Genomic DNA, 16288 nt, shown 5'->3' on the forward strand with positions numbered 1-16288 from the left:
TGTTAGGTCGGACCACGACGCCTGCTACTGACAAGGTGCTGGAGCCTGCAAGCCCGGCCCTGCGAGTCACGATCGTGCTCGATCCGGAAACCGCCGCCCTGCTCGACGAATCCCGACTCGCGTTGCCCGACACATCGGTCAGGATCTTTGCCGGCACACTGGCCGGCTTTGCCAGCAACGGGCCGATGTTGCGGGCAACGGATGTGCTGATTGCCCAGTTCGACGCCGAAAATCCCCGCGAGTTCGAGGAATTCGAACGGTTCGTCCAGGCGCATCGCAACCACCTGCCCGTCATCGCCGCGGTGAGCGGGCTCACCGTCGCGCTGACCCGCAAGATCCTGCGCTCCGACGCGGTCGATGTCCTGCCGGTGCCGTTCACGCCCGACGAGCTGCACCAGGCGATCGAGACGGGTCGCCACCAGATGCTCCAGGTCCAGCCGCAGGCGCGCATGCGCGGCGGTCGCATCCTGACGTTCGTCGGCGCGCTCGGCGGGGTCGGCACCACCGCCGTTGCCAGCCAGGCCGCCCTGATCTGGGCCGAAAAACAGAGCGTCTGCCTCATCGATCTCGACCTGCAGTTCGGCAATGCCGCGCTCTATCTCAACCTCAAGCCGCAGCTGACACTGGCCGACCTGCTCGACGCCGGCGACCGTCTCGATGCCGAATTCCTGCGCTCGGTGGCCGACCGGCATGTGTCGGGTCTCAGCGTCATCGCCAGCCCTCGCGACATGATGCCGCTCGATGCGCTGACGCCGGAGTTCGTCGAACGCCTGCTCGATCTCGCCGCACAATCCTATGACGTCGTCCTCGTCGACTTGCCCGGCGCCTGGATCAGCTGGTCGCTGAGCGCGCTGCAAAAATCCGACGCCATCTGCCTCATCGCCGGGCTGACCGTGCCGGGCGTGCACCAGGCGCGACGCCAGATCGAGGTGCTCGAGGCCAACGACCTCGGCGATCGGGTGCGGCTGGTGCTCAACCGCATCGTGACCCCGATGTTCGGCAAGGCCGACCTGTCGCAGGCCGAAACGGTTCTGCGCCGCAAGGTCAATTTTCCGGTCGCCAACGATTACCCGACGATCAGCACCGCGATCGATGAAGGCAAGGCCATAGGGTCCATCAAGGTGCGATCGCGCATCGAAAAGGACATGCGGGCAATGGTCGCCGATCTCAGCGCGATGATCGGCGCCGAACAGGCGGCGCCGCGATGATCTGGCCGACCAAGCGAGGCACGCCGGCGGCCGCAGGCGTCAGCGACACGACAACCACGGCAGCGCCGCCGCCCAAGCCGGCTGCGGCTCCGGAGCCGACGCCGGTTGCCAAGGCACCGCCGCCCAAGCCGGCGGCGATCGATGCCCAACGGCTTGACCGCTATACCGAGCTGAAGGTGACGCTGCACCAAAAGCTGATCGAGCGCATCAACCTCGCCGCGCTCGAAACGATGAGCCGAGAGCAGGTCGGCCGCGATATCGGCGATATCGTCACCGACATGCTGAAGGAGATCAATCACGCGCTCAACATGACCGAGCGCCGCCAGCTTGTGGAAGATATCCTCGACGAACTGCTCGGCCTGGGGCCGCTCGAGCCGCTGCTCAAGGACCCGACGATTTCCGACATCATGGTCAATTCGGCGACGATGGTGTTCATCGAACGTCGCGGCAAGATCGAGGAAGTCGGCACCCGCTTCGCCAACGATGCGCACCTGCTGCGCATCATCGGCAAGATGGTCAGCCGCGTCGGCCGCCGCGTCGATGAATCCTCGCCGATGGTCGACGCCCGACTTGCCGATGGCAGCCGCATCAATGCGATCATTCCGCCACTGGCGCTCGACGGCCCGGTGCTGTCGATCCGCAAGTTTTCGAAGACGCCGATCGACATGGACAAGCTTGTCGGACTCGGCTCGATGCCGGCCGAATGCGCCGAGGTGCTGCGCGGCGTCGTTGCCAGCCGGCGCAACGTGCTGATCGCCGGCGGTACCGGGTCGGGCAAGACGACGATGCTGAATGCCATGTCGGCATCGATCGAAGAGCACGAGCGTGTCGTGACCATCGAGGATTCGGCCGAACTGCAACTGCAGCAGCGCCACGTCGTCCGCCTGGAAACACGCCCGGCCAATATCGAGGGCCGCGGCGAGGTCAACCAGCGTGACCTTGTCAAGAACGCGCTGCGCATGCGCCCCGATCGCGTCATCCTGGGCGAGATCCGTTCCGGCGAGGCGTTCGACATGCTGCAGGCGATGAACACGGGCCATGACGGCTCGATGACGACGGTCCACGCCAACACGCCGCGCGACGCCTTGAGCCGCGTCGAACAGATGATCGGCATGAGCGGCATCGATATCTCACCGAAATCGGCGCGCGCCCAGATCGCATCGGCCATCCATGTCGTGCTGCAGCTGGAACGCCTGAGCGACGGGCGCCGCAAGCTGACGTCGATCGCGGAAGTGACCGGCATGGAAGGCGAGATCATCCTGATGCAGGAAATCTTCAAGTTCGTTCGCGAAGGCCTCGGCCCCAATGGCGAAGTGCTCGGCGAGATGCGCGCCATGGGCATCCGGCCCAAGTTCATGGAAGTGCTGAATGCCCGCGGCATCCACCTGCCGTCGAGCCTTTTCGACCCCTATCGCGCGAAGACGCCACCGGCATGAGCAGCTATTTCGATCCCACCCTGATCTTCTATGCTGTCGTCTTTCTGGCGGTGGTGCTGCTGACCGAGGGCATCTTCATCTATTGGCGCGACGTGAAGGGGCCGCAGTCCCGCGTCAGCAAGCGCATGCAGCTGCTCGCCGCCGGCGCGACCAACTCCGAAATCCTGGCGTCGCTGCGCCGCGACACCTCCAATGCCTCGGCATCGCTGTTGCCGGGGCTGTTCCGCTATTTCGAGAACCGCCTCAGCCAGGCCGGGATGAAGACCAGCGTGCCGCGGCTGTTGACCATCATGGGGTCGACGACGGTCACGGTCGGCGTGCTTTTCCCGATCCTGGGCGGCATCTCGGGGCAGATCCAGTCCTTTGCCGCCTATCTGTTGATCGTCATCTTCGCAGTCGCCATCGGCGTCGTGCTGCCGATCATGTACATCAACGTGCGCGCCACCAAGCGCATCAAGCTGTTCGAGGCGCAGTTCCCGACCGCGCTCGACATTTTCGTCCGCGGCCTGCGCGCCGGCTATCCGGTCACCAGCGCGCTCGAGCTGCTGGTGACCGAGGTTCCCGATCCGATCTCGTCGGAATTCGGGCTGGTCGTCGCCGAAATGAACTATGGCTACAACCTGCGTGACGCACTCGCCAACCTGGCACACCGTGTGCAGACCCAGGACATCCAGATGTTCGTCGTGTCGGTCGCGATCCAGTCCGAAACCGGCGGCAGCCTTGCCGACATCCTCCAGGGTCTGTCGCAGGTCATCCGCGACCGGGCGTCGATGGTGCTGAAGGTCCGCGCGCTGGCCAGCGAAGGCAAGATGACCGGGATGATGCTGAGCGGCCTGCCGATCTTTGCCTTCATCATGACCTTTGCCGGCACGCCGTCCTTCTATCTCGACGTCGTCGACGACCCCTGGTTCCTGCCGGCGGTGATCGGCGTCCTGACAATGTACACTTGCGGCATCCTGCTGATGCGCAAGATCGTGGCAATCAAGGTTTGATGCGATGACCGGCGATCCGATGACCCTGGTTATCATGGCAATGATCTTCGTGGCCGTGGTGCTGGTCGTGATGGCCGCGGGCAGCATGGTCGGGCGCCGCGTCGATATTGCCGAACGCCTGTCGACCGCAGCGCCGACGTCCAACAACAGCAGCAGCAGCGGCAGCCTGCGGACCGACCAGACCCAGTCGGTCTGGGCCAAGATGGTCCAGGAGGTCGAACGCCGCGGCCTGTCGTTGACCGATACCAACGGCGATGCCCTGGCCGAACGGCTGATGCTGGCCGGATTCGACCAGATCTGGGCGGCACGCGCCTTTGTGCTGTTGCGCACCGTACTGACCCTGATCTTGCCGCTGCTGGCACTGGGTGTCATCGCGCTGCTGAACGACTGGCCGTCGCCGCAGAACCTTTACATGATCCTCGGCGGCTCCGCGGTCGTCGGGCTGTACCTGCCGAACTACATCGTCAATGGCCGCGCATCACGCCGCCGTGATGAAATTCTCAACGGCTTTCCCGACACGCTCGACCTGATGCTGGTTTGCGTCGAAGCCGGGCTCGGGATCGATGCGGCCTTCAGCCGGGTGGGAACCGAAATCGTCGGCTCCCATCCGCTGCTGGCCGGCCTGTTCGCCAATGTCTCGCTGGAACTGCGCGCTGGACGCACCAGGGAAGTGGCGCTGCGCACACTTGCCCGCCGTACCGCCATCCCGGAGATCGGCGCCTTCGTCACCCTGGTCGTCCAGTCCGACCGGCTGGGCGCCAGCATCGGCCAGGCGCTGAAGGTCTATGCCGCCGAAATGCGCGAGGCGCGCCGCATGCGCGCCGAGGAAAAGGCGCATCGCATCCCGGTGCTGCTGTCGATACCGCTCGTGGTGTTCCTGCTGCCGACCATGCTGGCGGTGCTGTTGATCCCGCCGATCATCAACATGAAAAATGCGCTTGCGGCCGACAGCGGCCAGACCAGCGTTTCCGTGCCGGGGCAGAAATAGCATGGGCCGCAGCGAAACGATATTCACCGGCGCTGCCATCGGCATGGCCTTGCTTGAGGCCACTGCCGCCCAGGCCCGGCCGATTGTATCCGAAGGGCTGCGCATCAACGCCCGCAACACGCCGGCCCCGAGCGGCGACATGTACCAGACCGGACGTGGTTTGCTCGCCGCGGGCGACGTGACCGGTGCGATGGCAGCATTCCGCCAGGCGCTGCTCGAGGCGCCGCAGTCGGTCGATGCGCTCAACGGCCTCGGCGTCTGCTATGATCGGCTCGGTCGCTTCGACATCAGCCGCGGTTATTATGATTCGGCGCTGGCCATCGATCCCGATTCGCCATTGGTGCTCAACAACCTTGGCTATTCTCTCTATCTGCAGGGCCAGTTTGCCGCCGCCATACCGATGCTGCAAAGGGCCGGCGGGGCGGATGACCCGGCGGTGAGTGCCGCCAGCCAGCGCGTGCTGGCGCTGGTGGCGGTGCAGATGCGCGACGCGGCCACACGCGCCAGTGCGCGGTCGACCAGGGCGTCACAGGCCAGCGCCGAGGCGACAAGCCCCGGCGCCCGTATCGAGGTGCTGGCGAGCGGCGAGCAGCGCCTGGTCTTCGGGTCTGCCGCGCCCGACAGCGCACTGGTCGCAGCGTTGGGCGACGCCGCGGCGCTGGTCACCATCACCCGCCGGGATGCCCCGCAGGTGAGCCAGGCCGACGACATGGTTCGGATCAGCGGCGGCGACGTGGTAGGCAACGCATCGGGCGACCTGCCTGCCGTCGTCTATCTTTCCACCAGCGCGCCGGCGACGTCGCGGACCATGACCCTGTCGATGCCGGGAGTGCTTGCGCTTGACGAGCCCGCCCACTCGCACGTCGCCGCCAACCCAGTCGTCGACGTTCCCGATTCCGGACGCACGACGCCGGTGAATGTGCGGACGGTGGCCGCTGCCGAACCCCAGCGTCGTCGCAGCCGCAGCGTCCCGGTCGCGCCGACACCTGGCGGCCGCGGCGATGACGCGCCGCTGCTGGTGCCGCGGACGGGTGCCACCGACAGCCGCGGTCGCGAAGGGGCGCCGGCCTGGTTGCTGTCCTCTCGACGCAACGACCGACCGACTGCAGGTCCGCCCCGGGCCGGCGCGATGCCGGCGGCGTCGACCGCCGTTGCGGCCTTTGACAGCGATGTCGTCGAGCTCAACCGTTTTGCAGCACGAATGCGCGGCGACGTTGCCGTCCTCGTGGCCGATCCGGATGCCGATCGCCAGGCTGCGATCGCACGACTGGAAGCGTTGATTGCGCGGATCCGCGCCAAATGATCGAACGGCCCGCGCATCCGCGGCGGTATCGCCGGGTTGTCGCCCTGATCCTCACCATCACCGCACTCAACCCCGCGACGGCAAGCGCGAGAACGGCGCCGGTCGCGCCGCCGGCGCCCGTCACAACGCCAGCGACGCCGGAGCAGCGGGCCGCGATGCTCGCTGCAATCGACGCCGCCATCGCCGGGGGCAGGCTGGCGGCCGCGCGCACGATGATCGGCCGTGCGCTACCGACCGACCCCTCGCCCGAACTTCAGCTACGACTCGCGGAGTTCGCCCTGGCAAGCGGCGATATCGCCGGTGCCGTCGCTCAGTTCACCGAGCTCGTTGCCGAACCGACAATGGCGGCCCGTACCCAGCAGGGACTGGGGCTGGCACGGCTTCGCCAGGGGAACCTGCCGGCGGCGACAGCGGCGATCGAGGCCGCGCTTGCCGCCGATGCCGGGCAGTTGCGTGCGTGGAATGCGCGCGGCGTCATCGCCGATCGCCAGCGGGACTGGACAACGGCGGAAAAGGCATATGGTGCAGCGCTGGCCATCGACCCGCGATCGGTCACGGCGCTGACCAATCGCGGCTATTCGCGCAGCCTGCGCGCGCTTTATGCCCAGGCAGAGGTGGATCTGGCAGCCGCCGCGGCGATCGATCCCGCGTCGACCACCACCCAGACCGACCTGCGCTTCGTTCGTGCGATGCAGGGACGCTACCGTGATGCCTTTTCCGGCTCGACGAAGGAAACGCTTGCCAACGACCTCAACACGGTTGGCTTTGCCGCGATGGCCCGCGGCGACACCGAAGCGGCGGAGACTTATTTCAACCGGGCGATGTCGCTCGGTACCCGGTTCGATCGCGTCGCCTGGGCCAACATCGAGTATCTCCAAAGCCATCGCCAAACGCAGCTCGATCCGGATCTGGTGCTGGGCGACAACCGTACGCCCGGCCCGACCCCACGCCGCTGATGCTGTCGCTGCCCGTCCTCCTGGCGATGGCGGCGCTCGGCTGTGTCGTCGCCGCGATGCTGTTCGACCTCGCGACGTTCGAAATTCCCGACGCGCTGTCGATTGCGCTGGTCGGATTGGCGATTGCCTATGGCCTGGCGACCCCCGGTTTCGACTGGCTTTCGCATCTAGGCGCCGTTCTACTGGTGTTCGGGGTCGGACTGTTCGTCTTCAGCCGCGGCTGGATGGGCGGCGGCGACATCAAGTTGTTGACCGGGGTGGCAGCCTGGACAGCGCTCGACGGTCTCGCGCTGCAGCTGACAGCCACCGCGCTGGCGGGCGGCTTGTTGGCGCTCGTGCTGCTTGCAACGCGCTTGGCCGTCCGGCGCATGCTCGCCGAACCTGAACGGCTACCGCGCCTTTTCCACAGCGATGCACCCTTGCCCTACGCGGTCGCGATCGCGGCAGGCACGATCTGGTGGGCAGTGCCGGCGTGGCCAATAGGTTAAAACCTTGTTCGCGATGCCCGCTGATTCGGGCTTTTTGACTGTAAATTTCGCAAGATTCTCGCATGATTTGGTACCGTTATGGTACTAAAGACGGGGATTGGCAGCGTAACGATTGACTCAGCTTTGCGAATTCGTTAGCGAAATACATCGTTTGTTTACCTTTGCGGCTTGCGAGTCGCGGGGGTTTGATCGGGTGGTCTGCAAGTGCGTTCGCAACGTAAGATGGAAGCCAGACCAAGCCGCCTGTCGACCGACAGGCGCGGTTCCGTCGCTGTCGAGTTCGCGCTGCTTTTTACCCTGATGTTGACGATGCTGTTCGGAGCGACGCAGTTCGGCATCGCCTTCTACCATAAGGAAGTGTTGAGCACGGCGACGAAGAGCGCGGCGCGCCTGATCGGTGTCGGCCGTACCAATGCGACGATCTGGGCCGATGCACGCGCCGCATTTTTCGAGGCGGCGCCCAGTCTGAAGCCGGCCCAGACCACCGTCACCATCGTCATCAACGGCACGACCTGCGGCAGCAACGCTGCTTGCGCGACCGCCATGGCGACGGCCTCCGGCCAGCCGGCGACCGTGCGTGCGACCTATCCCTGCAATCTGAAGGTCATCACGGATTTTTATCCCGGCTGCCTGCTGAAATCGTCGACGACGCAGAAGGTCGAATGATCGCGCGCCACCTTGCTGCCGCGCGATTGCGCCGGCCCATGCTCGGCCGGGCCGGCAGCGTTGCCGTGGAATTCGCGTTCCTCGTGCCGATGTTCACCTTCGTCCTGTTCGCCATCATCGAATTCGGTTTCGTCTTCGTCGCCTATGGCTCGATGCATTTCGCCGCGGCAAACACCGCCCGACAAGTCGGCGTCAACTCGCTGAACGCGGCGGGGGCGGAAGTTGCCGTAAAAAGCAAATTGCCGGCTTGGGTCGCCAATGCAGCGACGGTGACGACGACTCCGATCGTCAACGCGAACCCGCTCAAGAGCAGCCTGCGGATTACTGTTTCCGCGCCCGTGCGCACCGCGACTCCGCTGCCCTATTTCACACTGGCACCATCCTGGATTCTATCCACTTCCGTAATCGTACGGCAGGAACTTCCCTATGACGGCTGACACGACCCCCGCCATCGCTGCAACGCCATCCGCGTTGGCACGCTTGTTGCGCTCTCGCCGGGGCGCCACCGGCGTGGTCTTCATGATCCTGACACCGGTCCTCATCGGTGCAATCGGCTTTGGCTTTGACATGAGCCGCTATGCATTGGCGCGAAACGAACTGCAGACCGCGGCCGATGCCGCCGCGCTGGCGGCGGCACAGGATGTCACCAGCAGTCCTGCGAACGTCGCCGTAACCTATGGCCGGCTCAATCTGCCGACGGCCCTTTCCGGCGCCATCACGACAAGCGATGTCACTGTCGGCAAGTATCAGAATGTCGGCGGCTTCACGCCGTTGGTCGCTCCGGATTCGAACGCGGTAAAGGTCGTGATGGTGCGTTCGCCAGGGCGCGGCAACAAGTTCACGTCGACGTTCGGGACATATTTCTTCAACACGGTCACGGTCACCGCCATCGCGGTGAAGCCCGAATCGAGCAATTACGAGCCGCCGCAGTCGACAAATCTCGATAACGAGGCTGGCGATTACAATGAGATTTACGCCTATTGCTATAATTATGCCGGCACCGGAGCGCCCGAAACGCGCCGGTCGCAGATGACGCTGATCTCCAACAACATGGATAATGTTGTCGCCGTTACCGGCGGCGTGATCTCGACGCCACCGCCGGTGACGGCAGTGTGGCCCGATTGCCGCGCCGCGGGGCTGAGCATCAGTTTCCGGTTGCGCAACATCCGGCACGCCAAGAGCATGACAAACCTTTGGGCAAACCCGGCCACAGCGCCCGGGCGTCCGGAGTTCAATTACTACACCGACACTCGGATCGAGGGCGCCAGAGAGCATTTTGACGGGCTGACCCTCGCCAGCCTGGAAACCGTCCTGTGCGACACTGCCAACCAGTGCGACAGCCGCCTGCCCGCCTTCATCGGGCGCAAGGGTCGCGACCGTACGCCGGATATCGCGACTGGCGCCTGCGCCCCGGGCAAGTTCATGTATTTCGGCTGGGAGGATCGCCCCCCCGGGCAGGTCGGCGCCAATGGCAGCTGGACCGATCCGGCCTGGACCGATCGGGACTATGACGATATTCGCCTGCTGATGAAGTGCCCCAAGGGCGGGCAGCTCGGGGATGCGTTCGTCCGCCTCGTCAAATAATCATGTCGCAACGGGAAGCAGTCGCCAATAGCAGGCCACGCCCTCAGCGACTGGGAGGCAGGCGCTCGGCAGCCTCGGCGATGGCGACATAGATTTTGCCCATGTCGGACGATAGCAGCGTCGCTGCCAGCGCCTCCCCGTCGCGATCCCCGAGCAGCCCGCTGATCATGCTCTCAAAGGCCTGGATATAGGTGGCAGCGCTGGTCTTGAACGCCTCATCATGCGTCTGCAGCCGCGCCAGCCGGCGAGACATGTCGCGATCGAGCAAAGGGACCACGGCTCGCGCAAAGGCGCCACGATCGCCGCGCAAGTAACGCGCCCATTCGTCCTCGCCGACCGGCAATGCCAGCAGGCGCGCGACATCGATCAAGGCGGTATCGAGCTGGCCCATCAACCGCATCGATTGCGCGGCCAGCGAGCTGCGCTCGCGCAGCGCGAACCGCGTTTCGACGTCGTCGATCCGGGCTTCGGCGGCAGCCACCGCCTCGACCATCTTGACCATCTGCGCTGCCAGGCGGCGCGACAATTCCTGCCCGGTTTCGGCCGCGCGTGTCGTTGCCGCCTGGATTTCGACAAGTTGCGCACGCACCGGATCACCGAAGGCGGCGTCGCTGCCGCCGCTTGCGGCCAACTGCAACGCCGACATCGCATCATCGATCACGGTCGCGAGACTGCCGCGCATGGCCTCTGCCGTGCTCGACGCGACCTCCCTGATACGCGCCAGCTCCGCAGCGAAACCGGCCGCCGTTTCCAACGTTGCGGCCGCACCGGCTTCGTGAATATCGGCGAGGGTCGAGCGTGCTGCATCGAAGTGCGAGCCGAGCGCGCCGGCGAGATCGACGATGGCATTACGTTCGGCCGTCACGGCCGCCGCCGCAATGGCGACGCCGGCGGCGCCGGCCTGCGCCGCGCTATCGAGCAGGGCGACCGCATCAAGCATCTGCCGCGTCTCGCCATCGAGCCCGGCGATCGACTGCCGCGTCTCGTCGAGCCGTTCGCCAAGAATGGCATGAACTTCCGCGACCGTACCGCCCAGCTTGCCGGACTGGACATCGAGACCTGCCAGCGTCGCCTGCGATGCGTCGAGCAGCCCCTGCAGCGTCGCCGCGCGGTCCTGGAAACCAGCAAGGCGCGTGTTGATGTCGTCGAGCGTGCTCGTGCCGGCGTGATCCAGCGCGGTCAGGCGGTCCTTCAGATCGACAAACCGTTCCGTTGCGGCGCCATGAAGCGTCGCCACCCCGACATCGTGCGCGGCAAACTCGGCGGTCAGCTGGCCGGAGGTCTTCAGCAGCGCCTCGAGCCGCTGGTTGAACAGGCGCGCGCCGTCGTCGCCGAAAATCTGCAGTTGCCGCGCCGTCTCCTCGATGCCGGCGGCAAAGCTGCGCATCTGTCTGTCGACCTGCTCGTTGATCTGGCCGACGGCGTTGGCCGACCGTTCGAGTACGCCATCGACGGCCGCATCGAGCGCAAAGGCGCGCTTTGAAAGCGCCGTTGTGTTGCGCGTCGATGCCTCGTCGATGCGCGCCAGCAGCGCCGCCATGTTGGCGATGGCGGCGTCGGCCTGTCGTGCAGCCTCTTGATTGCGCGCCTGGACAGCAGCCAGCATCGTTTCAACCGCGCGCAGTTGCGTCGCGCTTTCGCCGCCGACATCGCGCAACGTGTCGCCGACGTTGCTCACCGTGCGCGCCATGTCGGGCAGTGCGGCCCGCAACGCAGCGGTGGCGCGGTCCGCAGCCTCTCCGCAATTGGCAATGCGTTCGGCCGCGGCCTGCACCGCTTCGGCATCGGCGGCCATTGCCGGCAATGCGGCCGCACCGACGGCAGCGAGGTCCCGCAACTGCCCGGCGGTATCGCGGACGCCGGAATCGACCCGCCCGAGCGCCAATTCGAGCCCCGACACCTGATCGCGGGCATCGGCGAGCCGCGTTTCGACCTCTGACAGCGCCAATGTCCGGCTGCCGGGGCCGAGCAGGCCATAGATCACGAGGCCGAGCGCGATGGGCGGGACGATCGCGGCCGCCATGTCCGGCAATGGCGCCGCTTGACGGGCCACACCCAGGACAGCGGCGACCAACCAGAGGCCGGCAAGCGCCAACGCCGCCTGCAACGGCCAGCGTCGCTCGACCCGGATCGATACAAGCAATTCTTCCAACGCGTTGCCCCTCCGGCCGAAAAGCCCCGACCGTCTATTGTGCCGCCTGTTTAAGGCGCGTCGCCGGACAAGTCATAGGTTTTCGTGCTCATCCGGTCGCGAGTCGCGATGCCATGAAGGCCCACAGCCGGCGACGAACGCCATCGGCAAGCGCCGCCGATGCCAGCAGCGCCGCCAACCCGGCTGCCATGCAGAAGCCCAGCCAGCCCAGTCGCCCGGTTGTCATCGCCGGCTGCACGGCCCAGGCTACGGTCATGACCAGCCCTGCGCCGAACAGCGGGCGCAGGACATCGAAAAGATACCAGCGTGCCGCCTCGCCGCGCAGCAGGCGGCGATGCTGCAGCGGGACACCGACCACAACGAACAGCACGTTGACCGACGCCCAGATTCCCGCTGCCGCGATGGCGCCGTGCTGCGGCACCAGCCATAACAGGGCCGGGATCATGATCGCCACCGCCGCCAGCATCAGCCGCAGCGTCAAGCCGGTCCAGCCCGAAGCCATCTGCAGGTAATGCGGCACCTGGTATAGCGCGTTCATCAGGGTGCCGATCGCCAGCAGCCCCAGGATCGGTGCTGCCCGCGCCGCCAGCCCGGCATCACCCGACCAGGCGAACAAAAGCCCGTATGGAAACATCGCCATCAACATGGCGGCCGGGCCGGCAACCACGGCGACCAGCTGCGATGCCTGGTGATAAGCGGCGCTGAGTCCGGCCATATCACCGGCCTCGAAGCGCCGGACCAGTGCCGGGGATACGGCCAGCACGACAGGCCCCCCCACAAGCCACAGGCCGCCGCTGATCGTGGAGGCCAGCATATAGGTGCCGAATCCCGGCAGGCTGAGCAGTCGCGACAGCAGGATCTTGTCGCCCTGCGCCATCAGCAATGCCAGCAGGGCGGTGCCGAAGACGCCGCCGGCAAAGCGATGGACGGTAACCAGCGCTGCTCGCGAGAAGCGCGGCGCCCGCGGCGGCTGCGGCAACAGCGTGCGCAGCTTTGTGCCGAGCACGATCAGCGACAGCAGTGACACCAACCCCTGCCATACGAAAAATGCCTGCACAGTCGGCGCCACGAGGACGATGACCGCCAGCGCGCCGAGGCTGCGCAACAGGTTGAGCACGATCGCGGCGGCATTCAACCAGACCTGTTGCTGCAAGCCCATGATGCCGCTGCGGTACAATCCTTCGCAAAAGCGCATGGCGACGACGATGCCTAGCATCGATAGGGCCCCGGAAACAGTTTCGACCGGCAGCTCCTCGGCGTTGAGCCAGTGGCGGGCGATACCGCCGGCAAAGAGCGTCAGCACCACGGCAACCGTACCGGCAATGCCGAAATACAGCAGTTCGAGACTGCGAAGCAGGTCGCGGATGGCCTGGATGGGCATGGATCCGGCGGTAAATCGCGCCATTTCGCGCCCGAGCGATGGCGCCATGCCGAGATCGAGCAGGCCCATCCAGGCCTGGATCACCGCGAACAACGCGACGAGGGCATAGGCTTCGAGACTGAGATACCGAATGTAGATCGGCACCAGCAGCAACGACAACAGGTTCGCAACGACGCTCCCGATATAGTTCGCTGCAATATTCCGTTTAACAGACATTTTAGCCGGCTTGCGTCAGAGCGTCAGACGGAAACGGGTGCCGCCACCGTCGACAGGTTCGCACACCAGGGCGCCGTCATGAGCCAGGGCAATCTGCCGCGCGAGGCTGAGGCCCACGCCGGTGCCGTCCGCCTTGGTTGAAAAGAACGGAAGGAAGATATCCTGGCGCAGTTCGGCGGCGATCCCCGGTCCGTTATCGACGATGTCGATGGCGACACGCCCGCCCTTCAGCAGCGTCGCGGCCATGCTGAGCTGCGGGTCGGGCCTGCCGGCCACCGCCTCCGCCGCGTTGCGCAGCAGGTTGATCAGCAACTGCGCCAGCAGGTCGGGATCGGCGTCGATCGACAGCGCTGCCGGTTCGACCGTCACTGCCAGCGGCAATGCCGGCCAGTCGCTTTCAAACAGCCTCGCGAGTTCGGCGAACAATATGGTGACGTCGACGTGGCCGCGTCGCAGCTCGGGTGGCCGCGTCAACTGACGGTAGGTGCGAACGAAATGCATGATGCCTTCGGCGCGCCGCGCCACGGTCTCGATGGCGGCGCGGGCATCGCTGATGGCCGGGTCGTCACCCCTGTCGGCCGCCGCGATCAACCCCGCTGCGGTCGCCGACAACGACGTCACCGGCGTCATTGAATTCATGATTTCATGGGTGAGCACCCGCACGAGATCGGTCTGCGCCGCCAGCTCGGCGCGGTCGAGTTCCTGCTGGATGGGCTGGACCGCCACGATGCGGGTGACATCCTGGCCCTGATGGACCTCTGCCATCGACAGCAGCGCCGCAGTGGGGACGCCGGTCAGCAGCATCCGCGTCTGGCGCCGCTCGCCGGGCTTCAGGCCGGCAACATCCGCCGCAAATGTCGCGCCATAGCTCGCCAGATCGCCTAGGCGTACCACACCTGATCCTGGAAACAGCCGCCGCGCCGCCTTGTTGACCAGCGCCAAGCGGCCGTCGGCGGCGACGCTGATCAACGGGCTCGGTACATCCTCGACAAGCGCCGCCAGATAGCGGCTGTCATCCTGCGCGATGCTCCGTTCGCGGCGCATGCGCGCAATCGCGCCATCCATGCTGGCGCCGAGTGCATCGAAGCCGGCGCCCGTCTGCAGCGTGCCGAACCCCTGCGCCAGGTCGCCATGCTCCAGCGCCTCGACAAAGCGCGCCACGGCGAGGTTGGTGCGACGCAGGAACAACCACAGCTCCGCCATGGCGGCGCCGGTCAGCAGCCCGGCGAGCAGGCTGGTGGCATGGAGGCCGGGCCGCGTCACTGCCCAGGCCAGCGCGGCACCCGCCATCAGCAGCACGCCGATGCGCAGCGCCAACCCGACCTCGAACCGGCGGCCGAGGCTGGCAAGGCGGCCGCGCTCACTCACAAGCCGTGCTTTTCCATACGGCGGTAGAGCGACCCGCGAGTGAGGCCCAACTCGGCCGCCGCTGTGGAGATGTTGTAGGCGTGCTTTTGCAACACGCGTTCGATGATGCGCCTTTCGCTGCGTTCGAGATTCATGTCGCTGTCGGCCTCCGCAGGCACCACCGCCGGCGCGACGGTCGGCGCAACGCGGGGCAGCGGAAAATCGTCCGCGCTGAAGCTGTCGCCGGTGGCGAGGATGATCGCCCGTTCGGCGGCGTGTCGGAGCGCCCGGACATTGCCCGGCCAGCCATAGCTCGCCAGCTGCCCGGCCAGGCTCGCCGGCAGGGTCGGCAACGGCTTGCCGTATTTCCGGGCATAGAGCGCCAGATAATGGTTGAGCAGCAGCGGCACATCCTCCCGCCGTTCGCGAAGCGGTGGCAGCAGGATCTCGACCGTGTTCAATCGGAACAGCAGGTCGGGCCGAAACCGGCGTTCATCGGCAAGCATCGCTGGCGACAGGTTGGTGGCGGCAATCACCCGCACGTCGAACGGTACGCTGCGATTGCTGCCAACCGGCGTGACCTGTCGCTGCTCGAGCGCGGTCAGCAGCTTAGGCTGCAAGTGCAGCGGCAGATTGCCGATCTCGTCGAGGAACAGCGTACCGCCATCGGCCGCCTGAAACCGTCCGATGCGATCGGCGCGGGCGTCGGTAAAGGCGCCCTTCTTGTGGCCGAACAGTTCTGAATCGAACAGTGTTTCGGCCACGGCGCCGAGGTCGACCGACAGGAACGGCCCGCCGGCGCGGCGCGAGCGGGCGTGGAGCTCACGCGCAATCAGCTCCTTTCCGGTGCCGTTCTCCCCCAGCACCAGCACATTGGCGTCGGTCGGCGCGACACGATCGACCAGCGCATGGACGGCACACATCGCCGGCGAGGCGCCGAGCAGCGGGCTGTCGGGCCTGGCAACACCGGCAATCTCGGCGACCTGCTGGCGTGCATGGGTTGCCTCGCGGCGACTGCCCCGCAGCGCCGCTGCGGTCTTCACCGTTGCCACCAGCCGTTCATTGTCCCAGGGCTTGGTGACGAAGTCGGTGGCGCCGCGCTTCATCGCCTCGACGGCGATGTTGACCCCGCCATAGGCGGTGATGACGACAACCACGCTGTTCGGATCGATGGTCCGGATGGCCTCCAGCGCGCGAAAACCTTCGGCACCGCTGCTTTGGCCACGCGCGAAGTTCATGTCGAGCAGGACAACGTCGGGATCATGCGCCGCCAGCAGCGCCGGGATGGCCGCCGGGTCATGCGCCACGACGACCTCAGCAAAAAACGGGCGCAGCAACAAGCGTGCCGACAGCGCGACATCGGCATCATCATCAACGATCAGGGCAGTGCCGGTCGCAGCCATCGGTCTCCAATACTGTCCATAATTGTACAGCGACTGTCCGGAAATGAACAGCGCGCCGCTGGGCTTTTCCACCTGCGCGGCGCCTTCGCGCTAGATTACAGTTACTTACCGACTTGGCACGATCCCTGCAAAGCCTGTGGTGTGGTTCACCCCGGCCACACGAGACCA

The 16288-nt window shown here is 66.0% G+C and carries 14 protein-coding genes; 10 read left to right on the forward strand and 4 right to left on the reverse strand.

The window, feature by feature from the left end; all coding sequences use genetic code 11:
• Positions 1-35: 35 nt before the first annotated feature.
• The 10 genes from ACP7AI_RS16705 to ACP7AI_RS16750 all read left to right on the forward strand — a co-directional run bounded on the left by ACP7AI_RS16705 (position 36) and on the right by ACP7AI_RS16750 (position 9621).
• Positions 36-1208: an AAA family ATPase gene (locus ACP7AI_RS16705; RefSeq protein WP_426169806.1), complete on the forward strand. Its 1173-nt coding sequence runs from the start codon at positions 36-38 to the stop codon at positions 1206-1208.
• Positions 1205-2644 carry a CpaF family protein gene (locus ACP7AI_RS16710; RefSeq protein WP_426169808.1) on the forward strand — a complete coding sequence of 480 codons (1440 nt, stop codon included), beginning with the start codon at positions 1205-1207 and terminating at the stop codon, positions 2642-2644. Before ACP7AI_RS16705 ends, ACP7AI_RS16710 begins: the two co-directional genes overlap by 4 nt.
• The gene (locus ACP7AI_RS16715; protein WP_426169810.1) at positions 2641-3636 is read left to right on the forward strand and encodes a type II secretion system F family protein; all 996 of its coding nucleotides are present in this window, start codon (positions 2641-2643) and stop codon (positions 3634-3636) included. The genes ACP7AI_RS16710 and ACP7AI_RS16715 overlap by 4 nt, the downstream gene beginning before the upstream one ends.
• Positions 3637-3640: 4 nt before the next feature.
• The gene (locus ACP7AI_RS16720; protein WP_426169813.1) at positions 3641-4624 is read left to right on the forward strand and encodes a type II secretion system F family protein; all 984 of its coding nucleotides are present in this window, start codon (positions 3641-3643) and stop codon (positions 4622-4624) included.
• A 1-nt stretch (position 4625) separates the two neighbouring features.
• Positions 4626-5927: a tetratricopeptide repeat protein gene (locus ACP7AI_RS16725; RefSeq protein WP_426169816.1), complete on the forward strand. Its 1302-nt coding sequence runs from the start codon at positions 4626-4628 to the stop codon at positions 5925-5927.
• On the forward strand, positions 5924-6883 hold the full coding sequence (locus tag ACP7AI_RS16730; protein ID WP_426169819.1) for a tetratricopeptide repeat protein: 960 nt from the start codon (positions 5924-5926) through the stop codon (positions 6881-6883). Before ACP7AI_RS16725 ends, ACP7AI_RS16730 begins: the two co-directional genes overlap by 4 nt.
• On the forward strand, positions 6883-7371 hold the full coding sequence (locus ACP7AI_RS16735; protein ID WP_426169821.1) for an A24 family peptidase: 489 nt from the start codon (positions 6883-6885) through the stop codon (positions 7369-7371). Before ACP7AI_RS16730 ends, ACP7AI_RS16735 begins: the two co-directional genes overlap by 1 nt.
• Positions 7372-7593: 222 nt before the next feature.
• Positions 7594-8037 (forward strand): TadE/TadG family type IV pilus assembly protein, encoded by a 444-nt coding sequence (locus tag ACP7AI_RS16740; RefSeq protein ID WP_426169824.1) that lies wholly within the window; start codon positions 7594-7596, stop codon positions 8035-8037.
• Positions 8034-8474, forward strand: a complete 441-nt coding sequence (locus tag ACP7AI_RS16745; protein WP_426169825.1) for a TadE/TadG family type IV pilus assembly protein — start codon at positions 8034-8036, stop codon at positions 8472-8474. The genes ACP7AI_RS16740 and ACP7AI_RS16745 overlap by 4 nt, the downstream gene beginning before the upstream one ends.
• Positions 8464-9621, forward strand: a complete 1158-nt coding sequence (locus tag ACP7AI_RS16750; RefSeq protein ID WP_426169827.1) for a pilus assembly protein TadG-related protein — start codon at positions 8464-8466, stop codon at positions 9619-9621. Before ACP7AI_RS16745 ends, ACP7AI_RS16750 begins: the two co-directional genes overlap by 11 nt.
• 43 nt (positions 9622-9664) lie before the next feature.
• On the opposite strand, the gene ACP7AI_RS16755 is transcribed toward ACP7AI_RS16750, so the two are convergent.
• The 4 genes from ACP7AI_RS16755 to ACP7AI_RS16770 all read right to left on the reverse strand — a co-directional run bounded on the left by ACP7AI_RS16755 (position 9665) and on the right by ACP7AI_RS16770 (position 16120).
• Positions 9665-11644 (reverse strand): hypothetical protein, encoded by a 1980-nt coding sequence (locus ACP7AI_RS16755; protein WP_426169830.1) that lies wholly within the window; start codon positions 11642-11644, stop codon positions 9665-9667.
• A 217-nt stretch (positions 11645-11861) separates the two neighbouring features.
• Positions 11862-13370 (reverse strand): lipopolysaccharide biosynthesis protein, encoded by a 1509-nt coding sequence (locus ACP7AI_RS16760; protein WP_426169833.1) that lies wholly within the window; start codon positions 13368-13370, stop codon positions 11862-11864.
• 15 nt (positions 13371-13385) lie between these two features.
• On the reverse strand, positions 13386-14738 hold the full coding sequence (locus ACP7AI_RS16765) for a sensor histidine kinase (protein ID WP_426169835.1): 1353 nt from the start codon (positions 14736-14738) through the stop codon (positions 13386-13388).
• Complete coding sequence (locus tag ACP7AI_RS16770) at positions 14735-16120, reverse strand: sigma-54-dependent transcriptional regulator (RefSeq protein ID WP_426169838.1); 1386 nt, start codon at positions 16118-16120, stop codon at positions 14735-14737. Before ACP7AI_RS16770 ends, ACP7AI_RS16765 begins: the two co-directional genes overlap by 4 nt.
• Positions 16121-16288 lie beyond the last annotated feature (168 nt).

The sequence above is a fragment of the Sandarakinorhabdus sp. DWP1-3-1 genome (assembly GCF_049896705.1).
Classification (GTDB): domain Bacteria; phylum Pseudomonadota; class Alphaproteobacteria; order Sphingomonadales; family Sphingomonadaceae; genus Sandarakinorhabdus.

What these genes read in the sequence shown, in the direction of transcription:
- ACP7AI_RS16725 (WP_426169816.1), top strand. Translation starts at nt 4,626, where the DNA reads ATGGGCCGCAGCGAAACGATATTCACCGGCGCTGCCATCGGCATGGCC.
- ACP7AI_RS16720 (WP_426169813.1), top strand. Translation starts at nt 3,641, where the DNA reads ATGACCGGCGATCCGATGACCCTGGTTATCATGGCAATGATCTTCGTG.
- ACP7AI_RS16740 (WP_426169824.1), top strand. Translation starts at nt 7,594, where the DNA reads ATGGAAGCCAGACCAAGCCGCCTGTCGACCGACAGGCGCGGTTCCGTC.
- ACP7AI_RS16755 (WP_426169830.1), bottom strand. Translation starts at nt 11,644, where the DNA reads ATGGCGGCCGCGATCGTCCCGCCCATCGCGCTCGGCCTCGTGATCTAT.
- ACP7AI_RS16750 (WP_426169827.1), top strand. Translation starts at nt 8,464, where the DNA reads ATGACGGCTGACACGACCCCCGCCATCGCTGCAACGCCATCCGCGTTG.
- ACP7AI_RS16745 (WP_426169825.1), top strand. Translation starts at nt 8,034, where the DNA reads ATGATCGCGCGCCACCTTGCTGCCGCGCGATTGCGCCGGCCCATGCTC.
- ACP7AI_RS16715 (WP_426169810.1), top strand. Translation starts at nt 2,641, where the DNA reads ATGAGCAGCTATTTCGATCCCACCCTGATCTTCTATGCTGTCGTCTTT.
- ACP7AI_RS16735 (WP_426169821.1), top strand. Translation starts at nt 6,883, where the DNA reads ATGCTGTCGCTGCCCGTCCTCCTGGCGATGGCGGCGCTCGGCTGTGTC.
- ACP7AI_RS16710 (WP_426169808.1), top strand. Translation starts at nt 1,205, where the DNA reads ATGATCTGGCCGACCAAGCGAGGCACGCCGGCGGCCGCAGGCGTCAGC.
- ACP7AI_RS16730 (WP_426169819.1), top strand. Translation starts at nt 5,924, where the DNA reads ATGATCGAACGGCCCGCGCATCCGCGGCGGTATCGCCGGGTTGTCGCC.
- ACP7AI_RS16760 (WP_426169833.1), bottom strand. Translation starts at nt 13,370, where the DNA reads ATGTCTGTTAAACGGAATATTGCAGCGAACTATATCGGGAGCGTCGTT.
- ACP7AI_RS16770 (WP_426169838.1), bottom strand. Translation starts at nt 16,120, where the DNA reads ATGGCTGCGACCGGCACTGCCCTGATCGTTGATGATGATGCCGATGTC.